This window comes from Pseudoalteromonas sp. T1lg48 (assembly GCF_002964785.1).
Lineage (GTDB): Bacteria > Pseudomonadota > Gammaproteobacteria > Enterobacterales > Alteromonadaceae > Pseudoalteromonas.
In genome coordinates this window covers 273,548-292,176 of record NZ_PQCC01000001.1, presented here as the reverse complement: position 1 = coordinate 292,176, position 18,629 = coordinate 273,548, and the positions used below count along the sequence as shown (strand labels likewise).

Below are 18,629 nucleotides of genomic sequence, written 5' to 3'. Positions count from 1 at the left end.
ATGAGCTCAGAATTACTTATTAATGTGACTCCCAGTGAGAGTCGCGTCGCCTTAATTGAAAACGGCGTGCTGCAAGAGGTCCAGGTTGAGCGTATTGGCAATCTGGGTATCGTTGGTAATATTTATCTCGGCAAGGTGAGCAGGGTGCTCCCCGGCATGCAGGCGGCATTCGTCGATATAGGCCTCGAAAAGGCGGCATTTTTACATGCGTCGGACATAGTCAACAGCGCCTCTTTTGAAGATGGGCTCGACGAGCAACCGGTGAAAAAGGTACAGGACATTCGTGAGCTGGTGCGTCAGGGCCAACATATTATGGTGCAAGTGGTCAAAGACCCTATCGGCACCAAGGGCGCTCGATTAACCACGGATATCACCATTCCCTCTCGCTACCTAGTGTTTATGCCCGATGCCACCCATGTGGGCGTCAGCCAGCGCATCGAGAGCGACGAAGAACGCTTGCGCCTTAAAAACATAGTGGCTCAGTATAATGATGAAAACGGTGGCTTTATCGTGCGCACTGCCGCCGAAGGGGCAAGCGAACACGAGCTTAAGCATGATGCCGAATTTCTTAAAAAGCTGTGGCTGAAGATCGTTGAAAAGCGCAAAAAGACCAGCAAAGAAAGCATACTGCACGAAGACTTAAAGCTGGCGTTTCGTACCCTGCGTGATTATGTCGGCGAGGACATGGAGCGGATTCGCGTCGACTCCAAGCTGACGTATCAGGAGCTGGTGAACTTTACCGAAGAGTTTGTGCCGCACCTGCATAAGGTATTGGAATATTATCCCGGTGAGCGACCCATTTTTGACTTGTTTGATGTCGAAAATGAGATCCAAAAAGCCCTGCATCGTAAGGTGGAGCTGAAGTCCGGTGGGTATCTAATCATTGATCAGACCGAAGCCATGACCACGGTGGATGTCAATACCGGCGCCTTTGTTGGCCATCGTAACCTCGAAGAAACCATTTTTAATACCAATATCGAAGCCACCAGTGCCATTGCGCGTCAGTTACGACTGCGTAACCTGGGCGGCATCATTATTATCGATTTTATCGATATGATTTCCGATGAGCACAAACGGCGGGTATTGCACTCTTTAGAGCAGGCGTTGTCTAAGGATAGAGCCAAGGCCAATATTAATGGCTTATCGGCACTGGGGCTGGTTGAAATGACCCGTAAGCGCACCCGAGAGAGCTTAGAGCATATTCTTTGCGGCGTGTGTCCTTCCTGTGCCGGTCGTGGCTCGTTAAAAACGGTGGAAACCGTGTGTTATGAAATCCTCCGTGAGATTGTGCGCGTCAATCGCGCCTATGATGCCGACAAATTTATGGTGTATGCCTCTGCGGCCGTCAGTGAAGCGCTGCTCAACGATGAATATCACAATCTTGCCGAGTTAGAACTCTTTATTGGTAAACAAGTGATTATTCAAACCGAAAACCTGTATAGCCAAGAGCAGTTCGATGTGGTGATGATGTAGTGAACGCCAGGTCGGTTTGCTTTTTTTGCGTCACAAAAATTTGGCAAATCAGCGCCATTATTTTGGTGCTGTTGGCCGTGCTTGTGTCGCTGTTAAAATACAGCTTGCCCTACGCCAACGATTACCGTGTCCAGGTCGAGCAGTTTCTTGGCGAGCAGCTTAACGCCGATATCTCCATCGGCTCCCTCAGTGCCAGTTGGCAGGGTAACGGTCCGGCTCTGGTGGTTAATGAGGTGGGTTTTGCCGATAATGCCGAGGCGCCAATCAGCGTCAGTGTGGCGCAAACCCGACTCCATATCAATTTGTGGCAATCCCTGCTGTATAGACAGTTACGCTCTAATTATTTTGTGCTTAATGGCTTTAAGGCCAAAATCGATGCCCGACAGTTATTCACTAACGAGCAAAGCAGTAATAACTCGCAGCAACAAGCGCTGATAGAAAGCCTGTTCCTCGGTGCCTCCGGGCACTTTGCCATTGAGGACAGTGAGCTTAATATCATCAGTCTTGATAATCGCAACCACCGCATTTTGTTAGAAAATCTGGTGTGGGAAAACCGCCTCGACGGGCATTATGCGGAGGGCCAGGTGAGCCTTCCAGGAATCGAACAGAACAGCCTGGAGGCGCGTCTAAAACTATCCGGTGAAACTCTGGCCGGAGTGTATGGCGACCTGTATGTGCAGGCCCAAAACCTGGATGTCTCGGGTTGGCTGGACGATTACCTGCGCCCCGAACTCAAGGATCTGCAGTCGGATTTGAATATTGAATCCTGGCTGCACTTTGCCGGTGGGCGCCTGACCGACGTGCAGTTGTTAACCCACCCGAGCAAGTTGTCCTGGCGTAATGATGAGCAAGAAGAATACCTTGAGTTGCAACAGGGTATGGTGCGTATTCACCCTCAGGCCAAGGGCTGGCGCGTGCGCACATCCGGATTGCAGCTCAGTGACGAGCAGTTCCAGTGGTCTCCGCTGATCTTCGATGGTCTGTTTAGCGATGAACAAAAGGTGTGGGTTCAGGATTTGGATATCTCCATGGCCTCCACCTTTGCCCGTCTGGCCAAGGGTGAAGCCTTGCAAGGTCTGCTCTCCGTCCAGCCGCAGGGGTTTATTAACGAGGGGTATTTCCATTGGCAAAGTGCCGACAAATGGCGCCTTTGGTTTGCCGCCGAGCACCTGGGTTGGTCTGGCATTCATGGCATCCCCGGGGCGCAGGAACTCAGCGCAACGGCGCATATCACCAATGAAAAAGGTCTGCTAAGTGTGCAAGGGAGTGACAACCACCTGCTCACCGGCGATACCTTTAGCCAGCCTCTGGCCTACCAACAATTATTGGCGGAAATTGCCTTTTATAACCAGGGCGATTATTGGTCGATTGAAAGCGACAACGTACGTTTAAGCAATGACGATCTGCAGCTGGTGACCGAGTTCGCCTTGCGTCTTGAGGCGCAGCCTAACCTTGATTTATATGCGGAAATAAGCGGTGGCAGCGCCGCCAGTGCCGGGGCCTATTTTCCCGTGCCCTATATGCACAAAAATTTGATCGACTACCTCAATGGCGCCATTAAAGGCGGCGACATGCGCTTTGCCCAGGTGCTGATGCAGGGCCCGCTCGCCGAATTTCCCTATACCGAAAACCAGGGCCGCTTTATTGTTAAGGCCGAAATCGACAACGCCAAATTTGCCTTCGCTCCTCAGTGGCCGGCGCTCGATGAAATAGGGGTAAGCCTGAACTTCGACAACCAGCGCATGGATATCTACAGCCGCGAAGGGGAGTTATTAAATTTAAGCCTGGACAGCAGTGTGCACGTTTATCTTGAAGACCTGCTTAATGCTGAAACCCTGTTTATTGATATTAACGAGCAGGTAGACGCTCCTGAATTACAACCGTTTTTTGCCGATACGCCGCTGGCCAAGCCGTTAGCGACCGTGTTTGAGGTGATCCAGGCTCAGGGCAGCCTAGCCGGGCAATTGCAACTGCAAATCGACCTTAAGGGCGGCGCTGTGCTGGCGAAAGGCGATGTCGAGTTTGCCGGTAACCCCGTATATTTGGCGCAGCCCGGTTTAGATTTGCAAGATTTGCGTGGTCGCCTGAGCTTTGCCAATGATCAAATCGAAATTAAAGAAGCCAGTGCCCGCTGGCTGGGCATGCCACTCACCATTAGCCTGGTGGGTGCGCAAGAGGGCGACAGCTATAATACGGATATCGAGCTCACTCTGGAAGCGGATACGGCCAAGCTAGAGCACAACCTCAATGGCTTGTTAGCGCCGCAACTGCAGGGTAAGACGCCGTTGAATGCTCATCTACAACTGAGGTTTGGCGCTCAGGGGTTTAATTACGAGGCCCATGTGCAAAGCGACCTTCTTGGCATCACCAGTAGTTTACCGGCTCCCTATAGCAAGCAGGCGCAACAGGTGCTGCCGCTTAATGCCTTGATCCAGGGCGATGATATTTCTAATTTGATTATGGCCGAGCTCGATGGCCAGCTGTATTTTAATGGCATCTTAGATAATGGCAGTGGGCAGATGAGCAATGCCCACCTGATCGTCGGCGAACAAAACCTCGGTCTTAATCAACAGGGGTTTGAGGTGACGGTGAACCTGCCCAAGGCGGATGTGTTGGCCTGGCAACCTGTTATCGATAATATTATCAGTGTTTCGAGTCGCCCTGCGAGCGGCGTATCGGTAATGCCCAAATTCAATAAAGTAGTTGGGCAGATAGGCCAGGCGCAGTTGGGCCCAGTGCCCTTTAATGAGCTGGAATTTACCTTGATGCCAACCCCTGGGGCGATGGACCTAAAGCTTACCGCCAAGGAGTTGCGAGCACGAGTGGATATTCCCACGGGTGAACAGTCCCGAGATATTCATATTCGAGCCGATTATCTGCGCGCTAATGTTCCTACCGCACAAAAGCAGGATAACGAGCAAGTCGATATGGTCGTTGAAACATCAGAGGAAGACTTAAGCTGGCTGGCGCGTCTGCCGGCGGTGCGCTTTGATTGTAGTGACTGTCGCCTCAATCAATATCAATTGGATAAGGTTGGCATGGCCTTCGAGGGTGATGGTCAGCAGCTCAATATTAAAAATATAGTGGTTGATAAGGACGAGCACATTTTACGTGCCGACGGTATTTGGCGAGATGGCCAAACGGCGCTGCAAGGGGAGTTTAAAAGCGATGATATCGGAGAGTTGTTTGATGAATTTGATATCACCACAACGGTACAGGACTCTAACGCCAACATGGAATTTGCCTTGCATTGGCGAGGGGCGCCCTATGATTTCGACATCCCCAGCCTGGGCGGCAATATCGAATGGCGCCTTGGAGAAGGGCATTTAAGTGAAATCAGTGATGGTGGCGCCCGGGTCTTTTCACTGCTGAGTTTGGACTCCCTGGTACGTAAGCTGAAACTGGACTTTCGTGATGTCTTTGCCAAGGGCTTTTTCTATAACAGCATGGAAGGCAGCATGCAGCTGGCCAGCGGGATAGCCTATACCAAGGACACCAAAATGGATGGCGTACCGGCGGATTTAACGATTCAAGGTTATGCAGATCTCAATAGCCAAACCCTCAATTATGATTTGTCGGTAGCCCCGCAGGTAACTTCCAGCCTACCGGTGATAGTGGCCTGGATGGTCAACCCGGTGACCGGCTTGGCAGCCTTGGCGCTGGATAAGGTGATTCACTCGGCCAGGGTGATCTCCGAGATTAAATTTAAGGTCAGCGGCTCCATGAGCGACCCTGAGGTGATAGAGCTTGACCGTAAGAGCCGCGAAGTGACCCTGCCGCAGGCGGCACAGAACCAACCGCCGGGAGATGACGATAAGGAGCCACAGCCGCTGTGATTATTCATGCATTGCAATTGTGCGCGCAAACGGATCCGCAAGTGAATTTTGTCGCGGTTAAAGCCTTGATTGCCGAATTGCCGCCGCAACGTCCCGCTCTGGTATGTTTACCGGAAAGCTGGCTGTGCTTTGCCAAACAGAGCGAGCAGGTATTAGCCGTTGGCGAACAACATCTGCTTTGGCGCCAACGTCTGGCGCAGCTATGTCGAGAAGAAGGTATTTGGCTGGCCGCCGGTACCATCCCGGTTATGACCACCAGTGGTCGTTATTATGCCGCCTCTTTACTGATTGACGATCAGGGGGTCGAGCGTGCCCAATACAATAAAATCCACCTGTTTGATGTCACCGTCGCCGATAGTACCGGCAATTATCGTGAGTCCAATCATACCCAGCCCGGTGAACACCTGGTGGTGGCTGACACACCTTTTGCGCGGCTGGGACTCAGTGTGTGTTATGATATGCGCTTTAGCGAATTATATCGGGCGCAAGTACAACAAGGCGCCAACGTGCTGCTAATTCCCAGTGCCTTTACCGTGCCCACCGGACGTGCTCATTGGCATACCCTGTTGCGAGCCAGAGCCATTGAAAGTCAAGCTTATGTTGTGGCCGCGGGTTTATATGGCCGTAACGACGCCGAGCACAGTCATGACAATGGCCGCGAAACCTATGGCCATAGTGTGATAGTGTCGCCCTGGGGGGAGATCCTTGCCGAGCGCGACCATGGTCCAGGTTGGATTAGCGCCACCCTAGATAGCAACGAATTAAATCAATGCCGTGAGCGCATGCCGATGGCCGCTCACCGCCAAGCGAGAAAAGTATTTTTATGAGCCAAGTAGAGCACAATCTCTTAACCCAGAGTCATATTGACCGTGATGATCTCGCCAAAGCCTTAGCCTATATTCACCAGCATAAGGTGGACTATGCCGACCTGTATTTTCAATCGAGTTATAACGAGTCTTGGGTGTTAGAGGATGGCCTGGTTAAAGAAGGCAGCTACAACATAGAGCGTGGCGTTGGCGTGCGCGCTATTAGCGGTGAGAAAACCGGTTTTTCTTATTCCGATGCCATTAATCTTGAGGCCATTAATAATGCCGCCATGGCCGCGCGCAGCATTGCCGATGCCGGCCAGGATGGCAAGGTGCAGGTCTTTAGCGAGCAGGATGTAAAACGCCAGTTTGAGCCTATGCAGCCCATTCAAAGCATGAAGGATGCGGACAAGGTCGCCTTGCTTCATGAAGTCGAAGACTATATTCGCCAATTGGCCCCAGAGGCCGAGCAGGTGGTCAGCTCCATGTCGGCGGTATACGAAGAAGTCTTGATTGCCGCTAGCGATGGCACCTTTGCTACGGATGTTCGTCCGCTGGTGCGACTAAACTGCTCCGTACTGCTGATCAAGGGCGAGCGCCGTGAGCGCGGCGGTGCCGGCGGCGGTGGTCGCACAGATTTTCATTACTTTAAAGAGTTGGTCGAAGGCAAGCCACGCTGGATGCACTACGCCGAGGATGCGGTGCGCATGGCGCGAGTAAACCTTGAAGCCATAGATGCTCCGGCGGGCACCATGCCCGTGGTATTGGGCGCAGGCTGGCCGGGCGTGCTGCTGCATGAGGCGGTAGGCCATGGTCTGGAAGGCGACTTTAACCGCAAAGGGGCATCGGCCTTTAGCGGTAAGATAGGTCAACAGGTGGCCTCAGAGCTCTGTACCGTGGTTGACGACGGCACCATGGCCGATCGTCGCGGCTCTTTGAATATCGATGATGAAGGGACGCCTGCCGGTTATAACGTGCTGATTGAAAAAGGTATCCTCAAGGGTTATATGCAGGATAAGCATAATGCCAAGCTGATGGGGGTAGCGCCTACCGGTAATGGTCGCCGTGAGTCTTATGCTCATCTGCCCATGCCGCGTATGACCAACACCTATATGCTGGCCGGTGAACATTCACAGCAAGATATCATTTCTTCGGTCGACAAGGGCATCTATGCGCCTAACTTCGGTGGCGGTCAGGTAGACATTACCTCGGGTAAATTCGTGTTCTCCGCTTCGGAAGCCTACTTAATTGAAAATGGTAAGATCACCACGCCGATTAAGGGTGCGACCCTGATTGGTAACGGCCCTGAAGTAATGAAGCAGATCTCCATGGTCGGCAACGACCTTGAGCTTGATAAGGGCGTGGGTGTCTGTGGTAAGGATGGTCAAAGCGTGCCGGTTGGTGTTGGTCAGCCGTCGTTGAAGATAGACCAGCTTACCGTGGGCGGTACCGCCTAAGGATATAAAGCATTAAAAAAAGGCAGCCAAGGCTGCCTTTTTTCGTTTAGAGCTAAGCCCTAAAGCATCAGGTCTTTAAGGATCTGGAATAGCTCTTTAAAGGCCTTACCCGGTTTTTCCTGTTTAACCTCTTTTGCCGCTTGGCGAATAATCTGGCGCATGCGCTGGCGCTCCAGTTGCGGGTATTCCTCTAGCAGGGCGTTAAGACTGGCATCGCCTTTGGAGATTAGATCATCACGGATTTGCTCGATATGATTGATGATCACATCTTTTTGGTTGTTTTTATTGGTGATAATGGCCATTGCCTGATGAATGTCTTCAACATTGGTGGTGCTGCGCAGGGTTTTGGCAATATAGTTTAAGTGTCGACGGTAGGCGTCCTTTTTATCCTTCAAACGGTCAGCCAGGTCCATCGCAGCTTCCAAGTCGGGACTAAGCGGCAGCTTCTCTCGTTGCTTTTTCGATAGATTGGCAATCTCTATGCCGAGCTCATGGTATTCCATGGCGTCGCGCTTAAGCTCGCTTTTAGATACGTAAATAATCTCTTCTTCTGGTTGCGGTTTTTTGGCCATACTGGTCTCGACTAATGCACTTTGTGGTTATTATACCAATTCGTATGGGGAAGTGGTCGGAAAATTGCGCGATGCCAGCCAACACATGACTAAAGAGCTGGCGGATCGACATGATACCACTAAATTAGTGTGATGCTTTGTGGTAGGCTAGGGTCATTACGTTTAAGAGCGAAACGAATTATGCAAGAAAACGAATCTGCGGCGATTTATTCGCAAATCGACGAAGTAAAAAATGCCGTCAGTGAAGTCTTAGAGCAAGCCAAAAAGCTCGGTGCCACGGCGGCCGAAGCGGCGATGTCGAGCACCAGTGGTCTATCTGTGAGCACCCGTCTGGGAGAGGTAGAAACCATCGAATTTAACCAGGATGGTGGCCTGGGTGTCAGTGTTTATGTGGGCAATAAGAAAGGTTCGGCATCGACCGCCGATCTAAGTCCGCAAGCCTTGCGTTCCGTGGTGGAAAAGGCCATTGAAATTGCCAAGTATACTTCGGAAGATCCTTGTAATGGCCTGGCCGATGCCGAGCTATTGGAGATGAGTCCACCGGATCTGGACTTATATCATCCTTGGCAGGTAACGCCAGAGCAAGGCATTGAGATTTGTCAGGAAGCTGAACATGCGGCGCTGAACTTTGACTCGCGCATAGTGAATTCCGATGGCGCCAGCTTTAGCAGTCACGAAGGGTTACGTGTCTATGGTAACAGCCATGGCATGTTGGCCGGTTACCCGCGCACCCGTCATAGCATCAGCACCATGGTGATCGGTCAGGAAGGGGAGCACATGCAACGCGACTCAGCCTACACCATAGCCCGTGAGCAAAGCGGCCTGAAGGCGGCCAGCGAAGTAGGCCTGGAAGCGGCCAGCGAAACCCTGGCGCGATTAAATAGTCAAAAGCTGGGCACCATGAAGGTGCCGGTGATTTTCCGTGCCGATGTGGCCAACTCCTTGTTTGGTCACCTGGTGGGAGCCATTGGTGGTGGCGCCTTGTATCGCAAATCCAGCTTCTTGCTTGATAGCCTAAATACTAAGGTGTTCAGCGATATTGTTAATATTAGCGAGCGCCCGCACTTGCTTAAAGGCTTTGCCTCATCACCCTTTGATTCCGAGGGGGTGAAAACTCAGGACCGCGAAATTATTCACGGTGGTGAACTAAAAACCTATCTCTTAGCCAGCTATGCGGCCCGTAAATTGGGTATGACGGCAACCGGTCACGCCGGTGGCATTCATAACTGGCTGGTGGAACAAACCCATCAGGATTTAAAGGCGCTGCTGAAGCAAATGGGTCGCGGTTTACTGGTGACCGAGCTGATGGGCCAGGGCGTTAATACCGTGACCGGCGATTACTCCCGCGGTGCCGCCGGTTTCTGGGTGGAAAACGGCGAAATTCAGTATCCGGTAAGTGAAATTACCATAGCCGGTAACCTGAAAGACATGTTTAAGGGCATAGTCGGCATTGGTGGCGACATCGACCCACGCGGTGGGGTACTCACCGGCTCCGTGCTGATTGAGCAAATGCAGATAGCCGGCGAATAACTCGCGTATCTATTCCTCGCATAATAAGAAAGCGCCTAATGGGCGCTTTTTTTCATTTTGTTCTTTACCTCAACTTAAGTTGAGGTCTTAGAGTCTTTCCTAGGTTTAAAAATGAAACTGAAATTAGGAGAGAGTTATGTACTTAGAGCATGTGAATTTAGTGGTCACGGATATCAATGAGGCACTGCGTTTTTATCGTGCTGCCTTCCCCTATTGGCAGGTGCGCAGCAAAGGTGAGAGCACCTGGTCCGGTAAGCCGCGCAACTGGCTGCACTTTGGCGATGATTATCAGTACATTGCCTTGAGCGATAACGGTGAGGGTGTGAACCGTGACCTGGAAGGGCACCAACCAGGCTTGGCGCACTTTGCCTATGTCACTCAGGATATAGAAGGGGTGATAGAGCGCTTGCAGCACGCGGGTTTTGCTATCGCCAAAGACGGGGTGGATAACCCCTATCGTCGCAACGGTTACTTTCTAGACCCAGCGGGTTTTGAGGTGGAGTTTGTGCAATACCTGACGGATATTCCCGAGCTGCGCAACAATGAGTTGTGAGCTTGCACAAAAAAGCCCAGACTGTCTGGGCTTTCATGATGTTATGTAAGGCTCATTAGCTAGATCAGGAACCAGGTCGCGGTGCCGAGGAAGGCGAAGATGCCGACGATATCCGTGACCGTGGTAAGGACCACATTACCCGCCAGGGCCGGGTCGATATTCATGCGCTTGAGAATAAGCGGGATCACCGCACCGGCGATACCGGCGGCCAACAGGTTCATAAACATGGCAAAAGCAATTACCAGACCTATGGTGATGTCCCATTTCCACAGGGCAATGGCACTGCCTATGAGTATCGCCCACAACACGCCGTTTAAGGCACCGATTGCCAGCTCCTTGGTCAGTAGGAACTTTTGGTTGGTCTCATGGATATGGCCCAGGGCCAGACCACGAATAACCAGGGTCAGGGTTTGTGAGCCGGCGACGCCACCCATGGACGGCACTATGCCGTTAAGCACGGCTAAGAAGGGTAAAATACCCAGGGTGGTTTCGAAGAAACTTGCGACAAAGGCCGCCAGCATAGCGGTAAGCAGGTTAACACCGAGCCAGATTGAGCGTCGTTTGGTACTTTTCACCACGGGGGCGAAGGTATCTTCTTCGTCATCTAGACCGGCCAGGCTCAACATGCTGTGCTCGGCGCCTTCACGGATAACGTCAACGATATCATCGATGGTAATACGGCCGAGTAGGTGGGCCTGGTCGTCCACTACGGGAGCAGAGATCCAGTTGTGGCGTTCGAACAGCTGTGCCACTTCCGACTCGTCCATGGTGATAGGAATGACTTCGCATTCCTCGTCCATCACCTCGCGCACAATGGCATCGGGCATGGTGGTTAATAGCGAGGTCAGCGGCAGTGAACCCAAAAAGCAATTGTCTTTGTCGACCACATAGAGCTCATCCGTGCCCTCGGGCAGCTCGCCCTTTAAACGCAGGTAACGTAAAACCACGTCGATGGATACGTCGGGGCGAATGGTCACGGTATCCGTGTTCATCAAGGCCCCGGCAGAACGCTCCTGGTAGGACAGCGCCGTGGTGGCCCTATCCCTGTCCTGGCTATCCATCGCGTCAATTACGTCTTTATAAACGGGCTCCGGCAGGCTTCGTAATACTTCACCAAGGTCATCGTCGTCCATGTCCTCGGTCGCCGCAGCAATATGCTCCGGCTCCATGCGGGCAATAATGCTAAGACGTACATCTTCGGAGAGCTCTTCGAGGACGTCACCCTGAACGTCGGGATCGACTAAGGCCCATAGTTTGGAACGCGTCTTATGGGGCGATGATTCGAGTAAAAGGGCGGTGTCACAGGGAGCTGTTTTTGCTAGAAGCCGACGTACATGAACAAATTGACCGCTATTGAGTGCTTCAGTGATCTCTTGAAGTGGTTGGAGCGGATTTTCTTGTTCGAAGGCTTCAGGCATAGGCATCCCTTATCAAAATATTTCTGCGGATGGATAACGTCCTGATAAGCAGGCACTTACAGGCGCCACATTAGTTTACCTTAACTCCCTCTAAGTTACCAAAGTAAATAACCCAAAGAGCTAATACCCAGGCTACTGACTCCCCCTGTTGTTGCTTCAGGGCTACTCCTGCTCGTGGAACTTTTCTGCGATGAGCTGCCCAATGGCGGCGAGAGCACCTTCTTCGTCACTGCCTTCGCACACCACCTTAACTTCCTTGCCTTGACCGCTTTCGAGTAGCAGCAAGGCGAGGACGCTGTCGGCCTCGGCGCTTTTCTCGCCCTGATACAGGGTGATCTTGGCGTCGAAGTTCATCGCTAATTGTGCCAGTTGTGAGGCGGCGCGGGCGTGCAATCCCAGCTTGTTTTGAATAACAAAGGTCGCTTCCATCAAGTCTAGCCCTCCTGCTCGCGGTGGCGAATCTTCACATTGGAATAGGTATCCATAAAGCGCTCGCCCAGGGTTTGTGCCAGATAGACGGAGCGGTGCTGACCACCGGTACAGCCGATGGCGATGGTGAGATAGCTGCGATTATTGCGCTCTAAATGCGGTAACCAGGTTTGCACAAAGGTTTGAATTTGCCAGGTAAACTTTTGCACTATGCTATGGCTGGCCAGGTAGTCTTTAACCGGTTGGTCGAGGCCTGTCAGGGGCTTGAGCTCGGGCTCCCAGTGCGGGTTCGGTAAAAAGCGGGCATCGAACACATAGTCGGCATTTTTGGGTATGCCGTGCTTAAAACCAAAAGACTCGAAGGTGATCAGTAATTGTTTGTCTTTTTTGCCGAGGACCTTTTCTCGGATCATCTCCGCCAACTGATGTACGCTTAACTCACTGGTGTCGATAATAAAATTAGCATGAGTGATCAACACATCCAGCAGTTGTTTTTCTTCACGAATGGCCAGATCCAGGGGCAGGTTTTGCATCGATAGCGGGTGCAGGCGTCGGGTTTCCGAGAAGCGCTTGATCAGGGTTTGCTCGTCACTGTCGAGATAAAACAGGGTCGGTTGTGAGAATTCCGGTAGGTAACCGAGAATATCGCTGAATTCTTGTTCTTCTTTAGGGAGATTGCGAACGTCTATGCTGACGGCAATTTTATCGTAGTTGTCGGATACGCTGCGCACAAGGGCGGGTAACAGGTTCACCGGAATATTATCGACACAATAGTAGCCGAGATCTTCTAGCACATGCAGGGCAACGGATTTACCAGAACCGGAGCGCCCACTGACAATAATCAAATCCATTTATCCACCCCTTGCCGAGCCTTAATGCCGACGTTAAAGTTAATCACCCGAGTTTCTCAGGTGAGGCCATCACCAGAGCTAGCCGCCAAGCGTTTCAGGGTTGCGCCTTAGGCGACCATTAACTGATATAGCTCCTCATCACTGGTAACCGATCTTAACTGCTTACATAGCTGTTTATCTTTGAGTTTATCAGCTATTTTCGCTAAGGTCTTGAGATGCTGTTCACATTGGTTACCTGGTACGAGCAGTGCCACAAAGATATCCACTGGACGATTGTCGATAGCGTCAAAATTGATGGCTTCACGGTTAGTGACAATGATGGCGACGGTTTGCTCTATGCCATCGAGTCGACCGTGGGGAATGGCAACTCCTTTCCCTATGCCTGTGCTGCCAAGCTTTTCACGGGCCATGAGCGAGTCCAATATGGTTTGCTCGCTAAGGTGGGGGAGATGTTGGTGCGCTACCTGACTGAGGTATTCCAACATTCTTTTTTTGCTATTAAAAAGGACCGCAGCCTTGCTGCAGTCCTTGGAAAAAAGTAAATCTAAGCTCATTTTAATGACGAGACAATTTCTCTTTATGTTTGATTACCTGGCGGTCTAATTTGTCAATTAAGCCATCGATCGCCGCATACATATCCTGATGCTCTGCGGTGGCAAACAGTTCGCCGCCGTTTACATGAAGTGTTGCTTCTGCTTTTTGTGTGAGTTTCTCAATATCAAGAATGACATGCACATTATTAATATGGTCAAAGTGACGCTCTAATTTGGCAAATTTGCTATTTACATAGTTGCGAAGAGAGTCTGTGATTTCTACATGACGACCGGTAAGATTTAATTGCATAAGCATTTTCCTTCTTGTCTAACGTCTATATCAAGCTTTTACGTTGATTTGACGGTGGAATGGCTAACGATTCACGATATTTTGCAATCGTCCGTCGAGCCACTTTGATTCCTTGCTCTGCTAGTATGTCGGCAATCTTGCTGTCGCTTAACGGCTTGGCAGGATTTTCCGCGGCTACTAGCTTTTTGATCAATGCTCGAATCGCGGTGGATGAGCATTCACCTCCATTCTCGGTATTCACATGGCTGGAGAAAAAGTACTTTAACTCAAAGATCCCACGTGGCGTATGCATGTATTTTTGTGTGGTAACGCGAGAGATTGTCGACTCGTGCATTTCCACCATTTCGGCAACGTCGTTGAGGACCATGGGTTTCATTGCTTCTTCGCCATGTTCAAAGAATGCCTGTTGTTGCTGCACAATGCAATTAGTTACTTTAAGTAAGGTGTCATTGCGCTGTTCCAGGCTCTTTATAAACCATTTTGCCTCTTGCAAGTGAGAGCGAATAAATTGGCTGTCACTTTGTGATTTACAGCTGCGACCCAGGGATGCGTAGTGATCATTAACCCGGATCTTTGGCATGCTGTCGGGGTTTAATTCCACCTTCCAGCGACCCTTGACTTTCTTCACCGATACATCCGGGATCACATACTCCGACTCTTCGCGCACTATGGTCGCGGCGGGCTTGGGATTCAGGCTGTGTATCAGTGTCATCACCTCTTTCAACTGCGCTTCTTTAAGCTTAGTCTTTTTCATTAAGGTGCGATAGTCACGATTACCAAGCAAATCAATATAATTACAAACTACCTCTTTCGTCTCGTTAAGCCAAGGGGTTTGAGGTGAAAATTGATTGAGCTGGATCAACAAGCATTCTTGTAGTGAGCGAGCGCCAATACCAATGGGATCAAACATTTGGATGCGCTTTAGTACGGCTTCTATTTCGTCCAGCTCGATTTCTTCTTCCTGCTCATCATGGCTGATGCTCTCTAGGAGGTCCTCGGTGCTAACGGTAAGCAAGCCGTTATCGTCGATGGCTTCAATAATCGCCGTGGCAATGGCTTCATCGGTGGCGCTAAAGGGCGTCAGTCGCAATTGCCACATCAGGTAATCGTGCAGGGTTTCAGTGGTCTCCCCCTGATAAATGGACTCATCGTCGGGCATGGGGGCCGACGAGGCTACCGGGGCGGCGCTAATGTACTCGTCCCAGGATACATCCATGGGCAGTTCGTCGCTGATCGAGTCATTGTTAAGAGCGTCGGAGCTTTCAACTTCGTCCTGATTGGTGGCGGTGTGTTCGCTTTGGCTGTCGCTGTCGGCGGCTGAGTTTTTATCGCGCGGCAGATCGCTGTCGCCGTAATGCTCTTCTTCGATTTCTAGCAAGGGGTTAGCATCAAGCGCTTCTTGAATTTCTTGTTGGAGATCCAAAGTACTGAGCTGCAACAGGCGAATGGCCTGCTGCAATTGTGGGGTCATTGTTAATTGCTGGCCTAAGCGCAGCTGTAATGATTGCCTCATGTACTCTAACAATCCTTTTGTGATTAAAGTCTAAACTGCTCACCTAAATACACATCGCGTACGGTTTGATCTGCTAATACCTGTTGAGGAGTTCCTGATGCGATAAGTTCGCCATGGGAGACGATATAGGCAGTTTCACATACATCTAATGTTTCGCGCACATTGTGGTCGGTGATAAGGACGCCGATGCCACGGTTGCGGAGGTGTTCAATGATTTTCTTTATATCTAGCACCGAAATGGGGTCAACACCAGCAAAAGGTTCGTCTAGCAGAATAAATTTCGGGTTGGCGGCTAAGGCGCGAGCAATTTCCACGCGACGACGTTCGCCGCCGGACAGTGCCATGCCTAAGGAATCACGGATATGCTGAATATTGAATTCGTCCAGCAAGCCTTCCAGCTCGCTTTCGCGGGCGCTTTTATCAAGATCCTTACGGGTTTCCAAAATTGCCATCAGGTTTTGATAGACGGACAACTTGCGGAAAATAGAAGATTCCTGCGGTAAATAACCGATCCCCAAGCGAGCGCGCGAGTGCATGGGCAGCAAGGTGATGTCCTGCTCGTCGATGCTTATCATGCCCTTATCACTCGGCACCAGGCCTACAATCATGTAGAAGGTGGTGGTTTTACCGGCGCCGTTAGGACCAAGCAGACCGACTATGCTGCCGGCTTTGACTTCCAGACCCACGTCTTTGACCACTTCACGGCCTTTATAGCTTTTTGCCAGCTTTTTCGCCTTCAGCGTGGTCATGGTTGTTCCTTCTCTTTCTTTTCGTCGTTTTGCGGTGTGAGTGTGGTTCTTACGCGAGTGCTCGAATCTTTATCTTTTTCGGCGCTGATCAGCTGCTTATTTATATCATAGCTGATCGTCTCGGCGACGATCTGTTGATCGGCCATGGCTATTTTTGCGGCACCGGAAATTCGCAGCATTTGCGTGGCCACGTCGTAGCGAATTTCCTTGGCGGAGGCGGTAATTTGCGTGCCATCGGCCATGGTTTCGCTGTAGATAGCCGGGTTGCCGGTAGCAATAAGCAGCTGCTTGTTATCACCTAACTCCGGGCGACGGTGGGCCTCAAGGCGATCCGCCTTGATTTCCCGTTGACCATGAACAATGTGCACATTTTTATCAAAAATAGTGATGTTTTCTTTGATCAGCGCCTGTTGTTTATCGGCGTCGATCTGTACTTCCGTCACCGTGCCTGGTTGCTCTGCCCAGGCATTTACTGCGCCTAGTCCGAATCCCAAACCTATGATTAATGCTTTGAATTTACTGGTCATAATATACCGTTCGCGTATGTTTTATTAGTTCCACTATCTCTGTATTGATATCTGCTTTCAAGCCCTGACCTGTGATCAGTAGATCCGGTCCCCTGAGCTCAACACTTTGTTCCGATTCCATACGTTGGGCATCAATGTCTATTTGGATAGCTGCTGCTTGGACCTTTTCGATCATTGCCCCTGGTATTAAATTGGTGGCGACGACGTTGTTTTCCAAGATCAAAATATTGTTATTGTAGAGCGTTGCCTCATCGGCGGTGACACGCCAGCGTTCACCGTCGTTATAAAGGGTAAACACCGGTTTTCTGAAGTGGGTAAAACCCAGTTCGTCGAAGAGCTCCATATGTTCAGCATATACGGTGTGGCTTAACGCGCCCTGATCGTTATAACTGCTTTGTCGTAGCCCGGTGGCAATATAATCCGGGGTGGCGATAGTGTCGTTGCTGCTTCTTACCGTTTTTTCCGATTGCATATAATAGGGTGCCCATAGCCAGGCCATTAGCGCAATAAAAACGATGGATATCAGCACCCGCGCCATGTTCATGAGCTGGTGCCCTCGGTACCCAGGCTACAGCCCTTGGCCAGTAATAGCAGATCGGTGAGTTCACGCACCGCGCCAAAGCCCCCCGGTAACAGGGTAGTGTAATGGGCAACGCGTTTCACCAAGGGGTGAGCGTCGTTAACGGCCACGGCAAAACCCACCTGTTCCATCACCCGGTAAGTCCGGCCCGTCATCACCGATATAGGCGACTTGCTCGTCGCTGAGATTGAGGGTTTGTTTTAATTCGGCGTAGGCGTCGAGTTTATGTTCACGGCCCTGATAAATATAAGGGACGCCTAGGCTTTCCATGCGGGTCTGGACGATACGGGATTGGCGACCGGTGATCACCGCAACCTCGGTACCGCTATTCAATAACGCCTTAATACCAAAGCCGTCTTTGGTGTTAAAGGCTTTGAGCTCTTCACCCTGATTGCCTAGGTAGATGCGCCCGTCAGAGAATACCCCGTCGATATCGCAGATAAGTAATTTGACCGCTTGGGCTCGTTGCCAGGCATCCTGCTCAATGGGCTGATATAAATCGGAAAATTGCATTAGATCACTCCCGCACGCAGTAGGTCTTGCATATTCAGGGCGCCAACGGGGCGACGGGCCTGGTCGACCACGATCAGACCATTGATGCGCTTTTGCTCCATGATATTCAGTGCCTCGGCGGCCAGCATGTTGGCGGTGGCCGTGGTGCAATTCGGTGTCATCACCTCAAGCAGGGCGGTGTTATGAATATCGATGCGTTGTTCCAGCACTCGGCGCAGGTCGCCATCGGTGAACAGTCCCACCAACTGTTGCTGGTCGTCGATCACCGCCGTCATACCCAGGCCCTTACTGGAAATTTCCAACAAGGCTTCTCTAATGCTTTGTGATTGGTGCGAGCGAGGCACGTTATCACCGCTGTGCATAACGTCATTAAGCGTTAGCAGCAAACGTTTGCCAAGGCTGCCGCCAGGATGGGACAGGGCAAAATCATCGGCGGTAAAGCCCTTGGCTTCGAGTAGCGCGACGGCGATGGCATCGCCCATGGCCAAGGTCGCCGTGGTGCTGGCGGTAGGAGCCAATCCTAATGGGCAGGCTTCTTGAGACACGCCGATACAAATATGCAGGTTCGCCAAGGTGGCCATGCTTGACTGGCGGTTGCCGGTCATCGCTACTAAGGCCGCACCAATGCGTTTAATCACAGGGATAATACTGACAATTTCATGTGTCTCCCCGGAGTTGGAGATCAATAACACCACATCCTGTGCCGTGATCATGCCTAAATCGCCGTGGCTGGCTTCTCCCGGGTGCACGAAAAAGGCCGGGGTGCCGGTGCTAGCAAGGGTGGCGGCAATCTTGTTACCTATATGACCGGACTTACCCATGCCGACGACAATAATGCGTCCGGTGCAGGCCTTCATGAGTTCACAGGCCTGAACAAACTGCTCATCTAAATGCTGTAGCTGCTCTTGAAGGCCAAGAACTTCGGTCTCTATCACCCGTTGGGCGGAAGCGATGTAGCTTTGTGTCATATACGCTTACT

General features: G+C 51.2%; 17 protein-coding genes and 1 pseudogene. 6 read left to right on the top strand and 12 right to left on the bottom strand.

The window, feature by feature from the left end:
• Genes rng through tldD form a run of 4 tightly spaced genes read left to right on the top strand, consistent with a single transcriptional unit; the run spans position 1 to position 7,572 of the window.
• Entirely contained in the window at positions 1 to 1,473 is a 1,473-nt protein-coding gene (gene rng, locus C2M29_RS01440; RefSeq protein ID WP_105188021.1) for a ribonuclease G, read from the top strand.
• Positions 1,473 to 5,309: a YhdP family protein gene (locus tag C2M29_RS01435; RefSeq protein ID WP_105188020.1), complete on the top strand. Its 3,837-nt coding sequence runs from the start codon at positions 1,473 to 1,475 to the stop codon at positions 5,307 to 5,309. Before rng ends, C2M29_RS01435 begins: the two co-directional genes overlap by 1 nt.
• The gene (locus C2M29_RS01430) at positions 5,309 to 6,136 is read left to right on the top strand and encodes a carbon-nitrogen hydrolase family protein (RefSeq protein ID WP_442792526.1); all 828 of its coding nucleotides are present in this window, start codon (positions 5,309 to 5,311) and stop codon (positions 6,134 to 6,136) included. Before C2M29_RS01435 ends, C2M29_RS01430 begins: the two co-directional genes overlap by 1 nt.
• A complete protein-coding gene (gene tldD, locus C2M29_RS01425) occupies positions 6,133 to 7,572 on the top strand; it encodes a metalloprotease TldD (protein ID WP_105188018.1) in 1,440 nt (479 codons plus the stop codon). The genes C2M29_RS01430 and tldD overlap by 4 nt, the downstream gene beginning before the upstream one ends.
• 59 nt (positions 7,573 to 7,631) lie before the next feature.
• Here the strand turns inward: tldD and yjgA are convergent, their stop codons facing one another.
• Entirely contained in the window at positions 7,632 to 8,144 is a 513-nt protein-coding gene (gene yjgA, locus C2M29_RS01420; protein WP_105188017.1) for a ribosome biogenesis factor YjgA, read from the bottom strand.
• Positions 8,145 to 8,324: 180 nt separating this feature from the next.
• Here yjgA and pmbA point away from each other — a divergent pair, with 180 nt between their 5' ends.
• Together pmbA and C2M29_RS01410 are read left to right on the top strand one after the other, a co-directional pair.
• On the top strand, positions 8,325 to 9,674 hold the full coding sequence (gene pmbA / locus C2M29_RS01415; protein WP_105188016.1) for a metalloprotease PmbA: 1,350 nt from the start codon (positions 8,325 to 8,327) through the stop codon (positions 9,672 to 9,674).
• A gap of 136 nt (positions 9,675 to 9,810) precedes the next feature.
• Positions 9,811 to 10,227 (top strand): VOC family protein, encoded by a 417-nt coding sequence (locus C2M29_RS01410; RefSeq protein WP_105188015.1) that lies wholly within the window; start codon positions 9,811 to 9,813, stop codon positions 10,225 to 10,227.
• A 59-nt stretch (positions 10,228 to 10,286) separates the two neighbouring features.
• Here C2M29_RS01410 and mgtE read toward each other — a convergent pair whose 3' ends face one another.
• The 11 genes and pseudogenes from mgtE to C2M29_RS01355 form a co-directional block, all read right to left on the bottom strand.
• Positions 10,287 to 11,645: a magnesium transporter gene (gene mgtE, locus C2M29_RS01405; RefSeq protein WP_105188014.1), complete on the bottom strand. Its 1,359-nt coding sequence runs from the start codon at positions 11,643 to 11,645 to the stop codon at positions 10,287 to 10,289.
• Positions 11,646 to 11,807: 162 nt separating this feature from the next.
• Positions 11,808 to 12,074 (bottom strand): HPr family phosphocarrier protein, encoded by a 267-nt coding sequence (locus tag C2M29_RS01400; protein WP_105188013.1) that lies wholly within the window; start codon positions 12,072 to 12,074, stop codon positions 11,808 to 11,810.
• A 5-nt stretch (positions 12,075 to 12,079) separates the two neighbouring features.
• Positions 12,080 to 12,925 (bottom strand): RNase adapter RapZ, encoded by an 846-nt coding sequence (rapZ, locus tag C2M29_RS01395; RefSeq protein WP_105188012.1) that lies wholly within the window; start codon positions 12,923 to 12,925, stop codon positions 12,080 to 12,082.
• A 107-nt stretch (positions 12,926 to 13,032) separates the two neighbouring features.
• Positions 13,033 to 13,479, bottom strand: a complete 447-nt coding sequence (gene ptsN / locus C2M29_RS01390; protein ID WP_105188011.1) for a PTS IIA-like nitrogen regulatory protein PtsN — start codon at positions 13,477 to 13,479, stop codon at positions 13,033 to 13,035.
• A gap of 1 nt (position 13,480) precedes the next feature.
• Positions 13,481 to 13,768 (bottom strand): ribosome hibernation promoting factor, encoded by a 288-nt coding sequence (gene hpf / locus C2M29_RS01385; protein ID WP_022945550.1) that lies wholly within the window; start codon positions 13,766 to 13,768, stop codon positions 13,481 to 13,483.
• A 25-nt stretch (positions 13,769 to 13,793) separates the two neighbouring features.
• A complete protein-coding gene (locus tag C2M29_RS01380) occupies positions 13,794 to 15,281 on the bottom strand; it encodes an RNA polymerase factor sigma-54 (RefSeq protein WP_105188010.1) in 1,488 nt (495 codons plus the stop codon).
• 23 nt (positions 15,282 to 15,304) lie between these two features.
• The gene (lptB, locus tag C2M29_RS01375) at positions 15,305 to 16,030 is read right to left on the bottom strand and encodes an LPS export ABC transporter ATP-binding protein (RefSeq protein WP_105188009.1); all 726 of its coding nucleotides are present in this window, start codon (positions 16,028 to 16,030) and stop codon (positions 15,305 to 15,307) included.
• Complete coding sequence (lptA, locus tag C2M29_RS01370) at positions 16,027 to 16,557, bottom strand: lipopolysaccharide transport periplasmic protein LptA (protein WP_105188008.1); 531 nt, start codon at positions 16,555 to 16,557, stop codon at positions 16,027 to 16,029. Before lptA ends, lptB begins: the two co-directional genes overlap by 4 nt.
• On the bottom strand, positions 16,547 to 17,101 hold the full coding sequence (gene lptC / locus C2M29_RS01365) for an LPS export ABC transporter periplasmic protein LptC (RefSeq protein ID WP_105188007.1): 555 nt from the start codon (positions 17,099 to 17,101) through the stop codon (positions 16,547 to 16,549). Before lptC ends, lptA begins: the two co-directional genes overlap by 11 nt.
• Positions 17,098 to 17,650: pseudogene (gene kdsC / locus C2M29_RS01360) on the bottom strand (3-deoxy-manno-octulosonate-8-phosphatase KdsC). Before kdsC ends, lptC begins: the two are co-directional and overlap by 4 nt.
• Positions 17,650 to 18,618 carry a KpsF/GutQ family sugar-phosphate isomerase gene (locus C2M29_RS01355; protein WP_105188006.1) on the bottom strand — a complete coding sequence of 323 codons (969 nt, stop codon included), beginning with the start codon at positions 18,616 to 18,618 and terminating at the stop codon, positions 17,650 to 17,652. The pseudogene kdsC and the gene C2M29_RS01355 overlap by 1 nt, the downstream one beginning before the upstream one ends.
• Between the last annotated feature and the right edge of the window lie 11 nt (positions 18,619 to 18,629).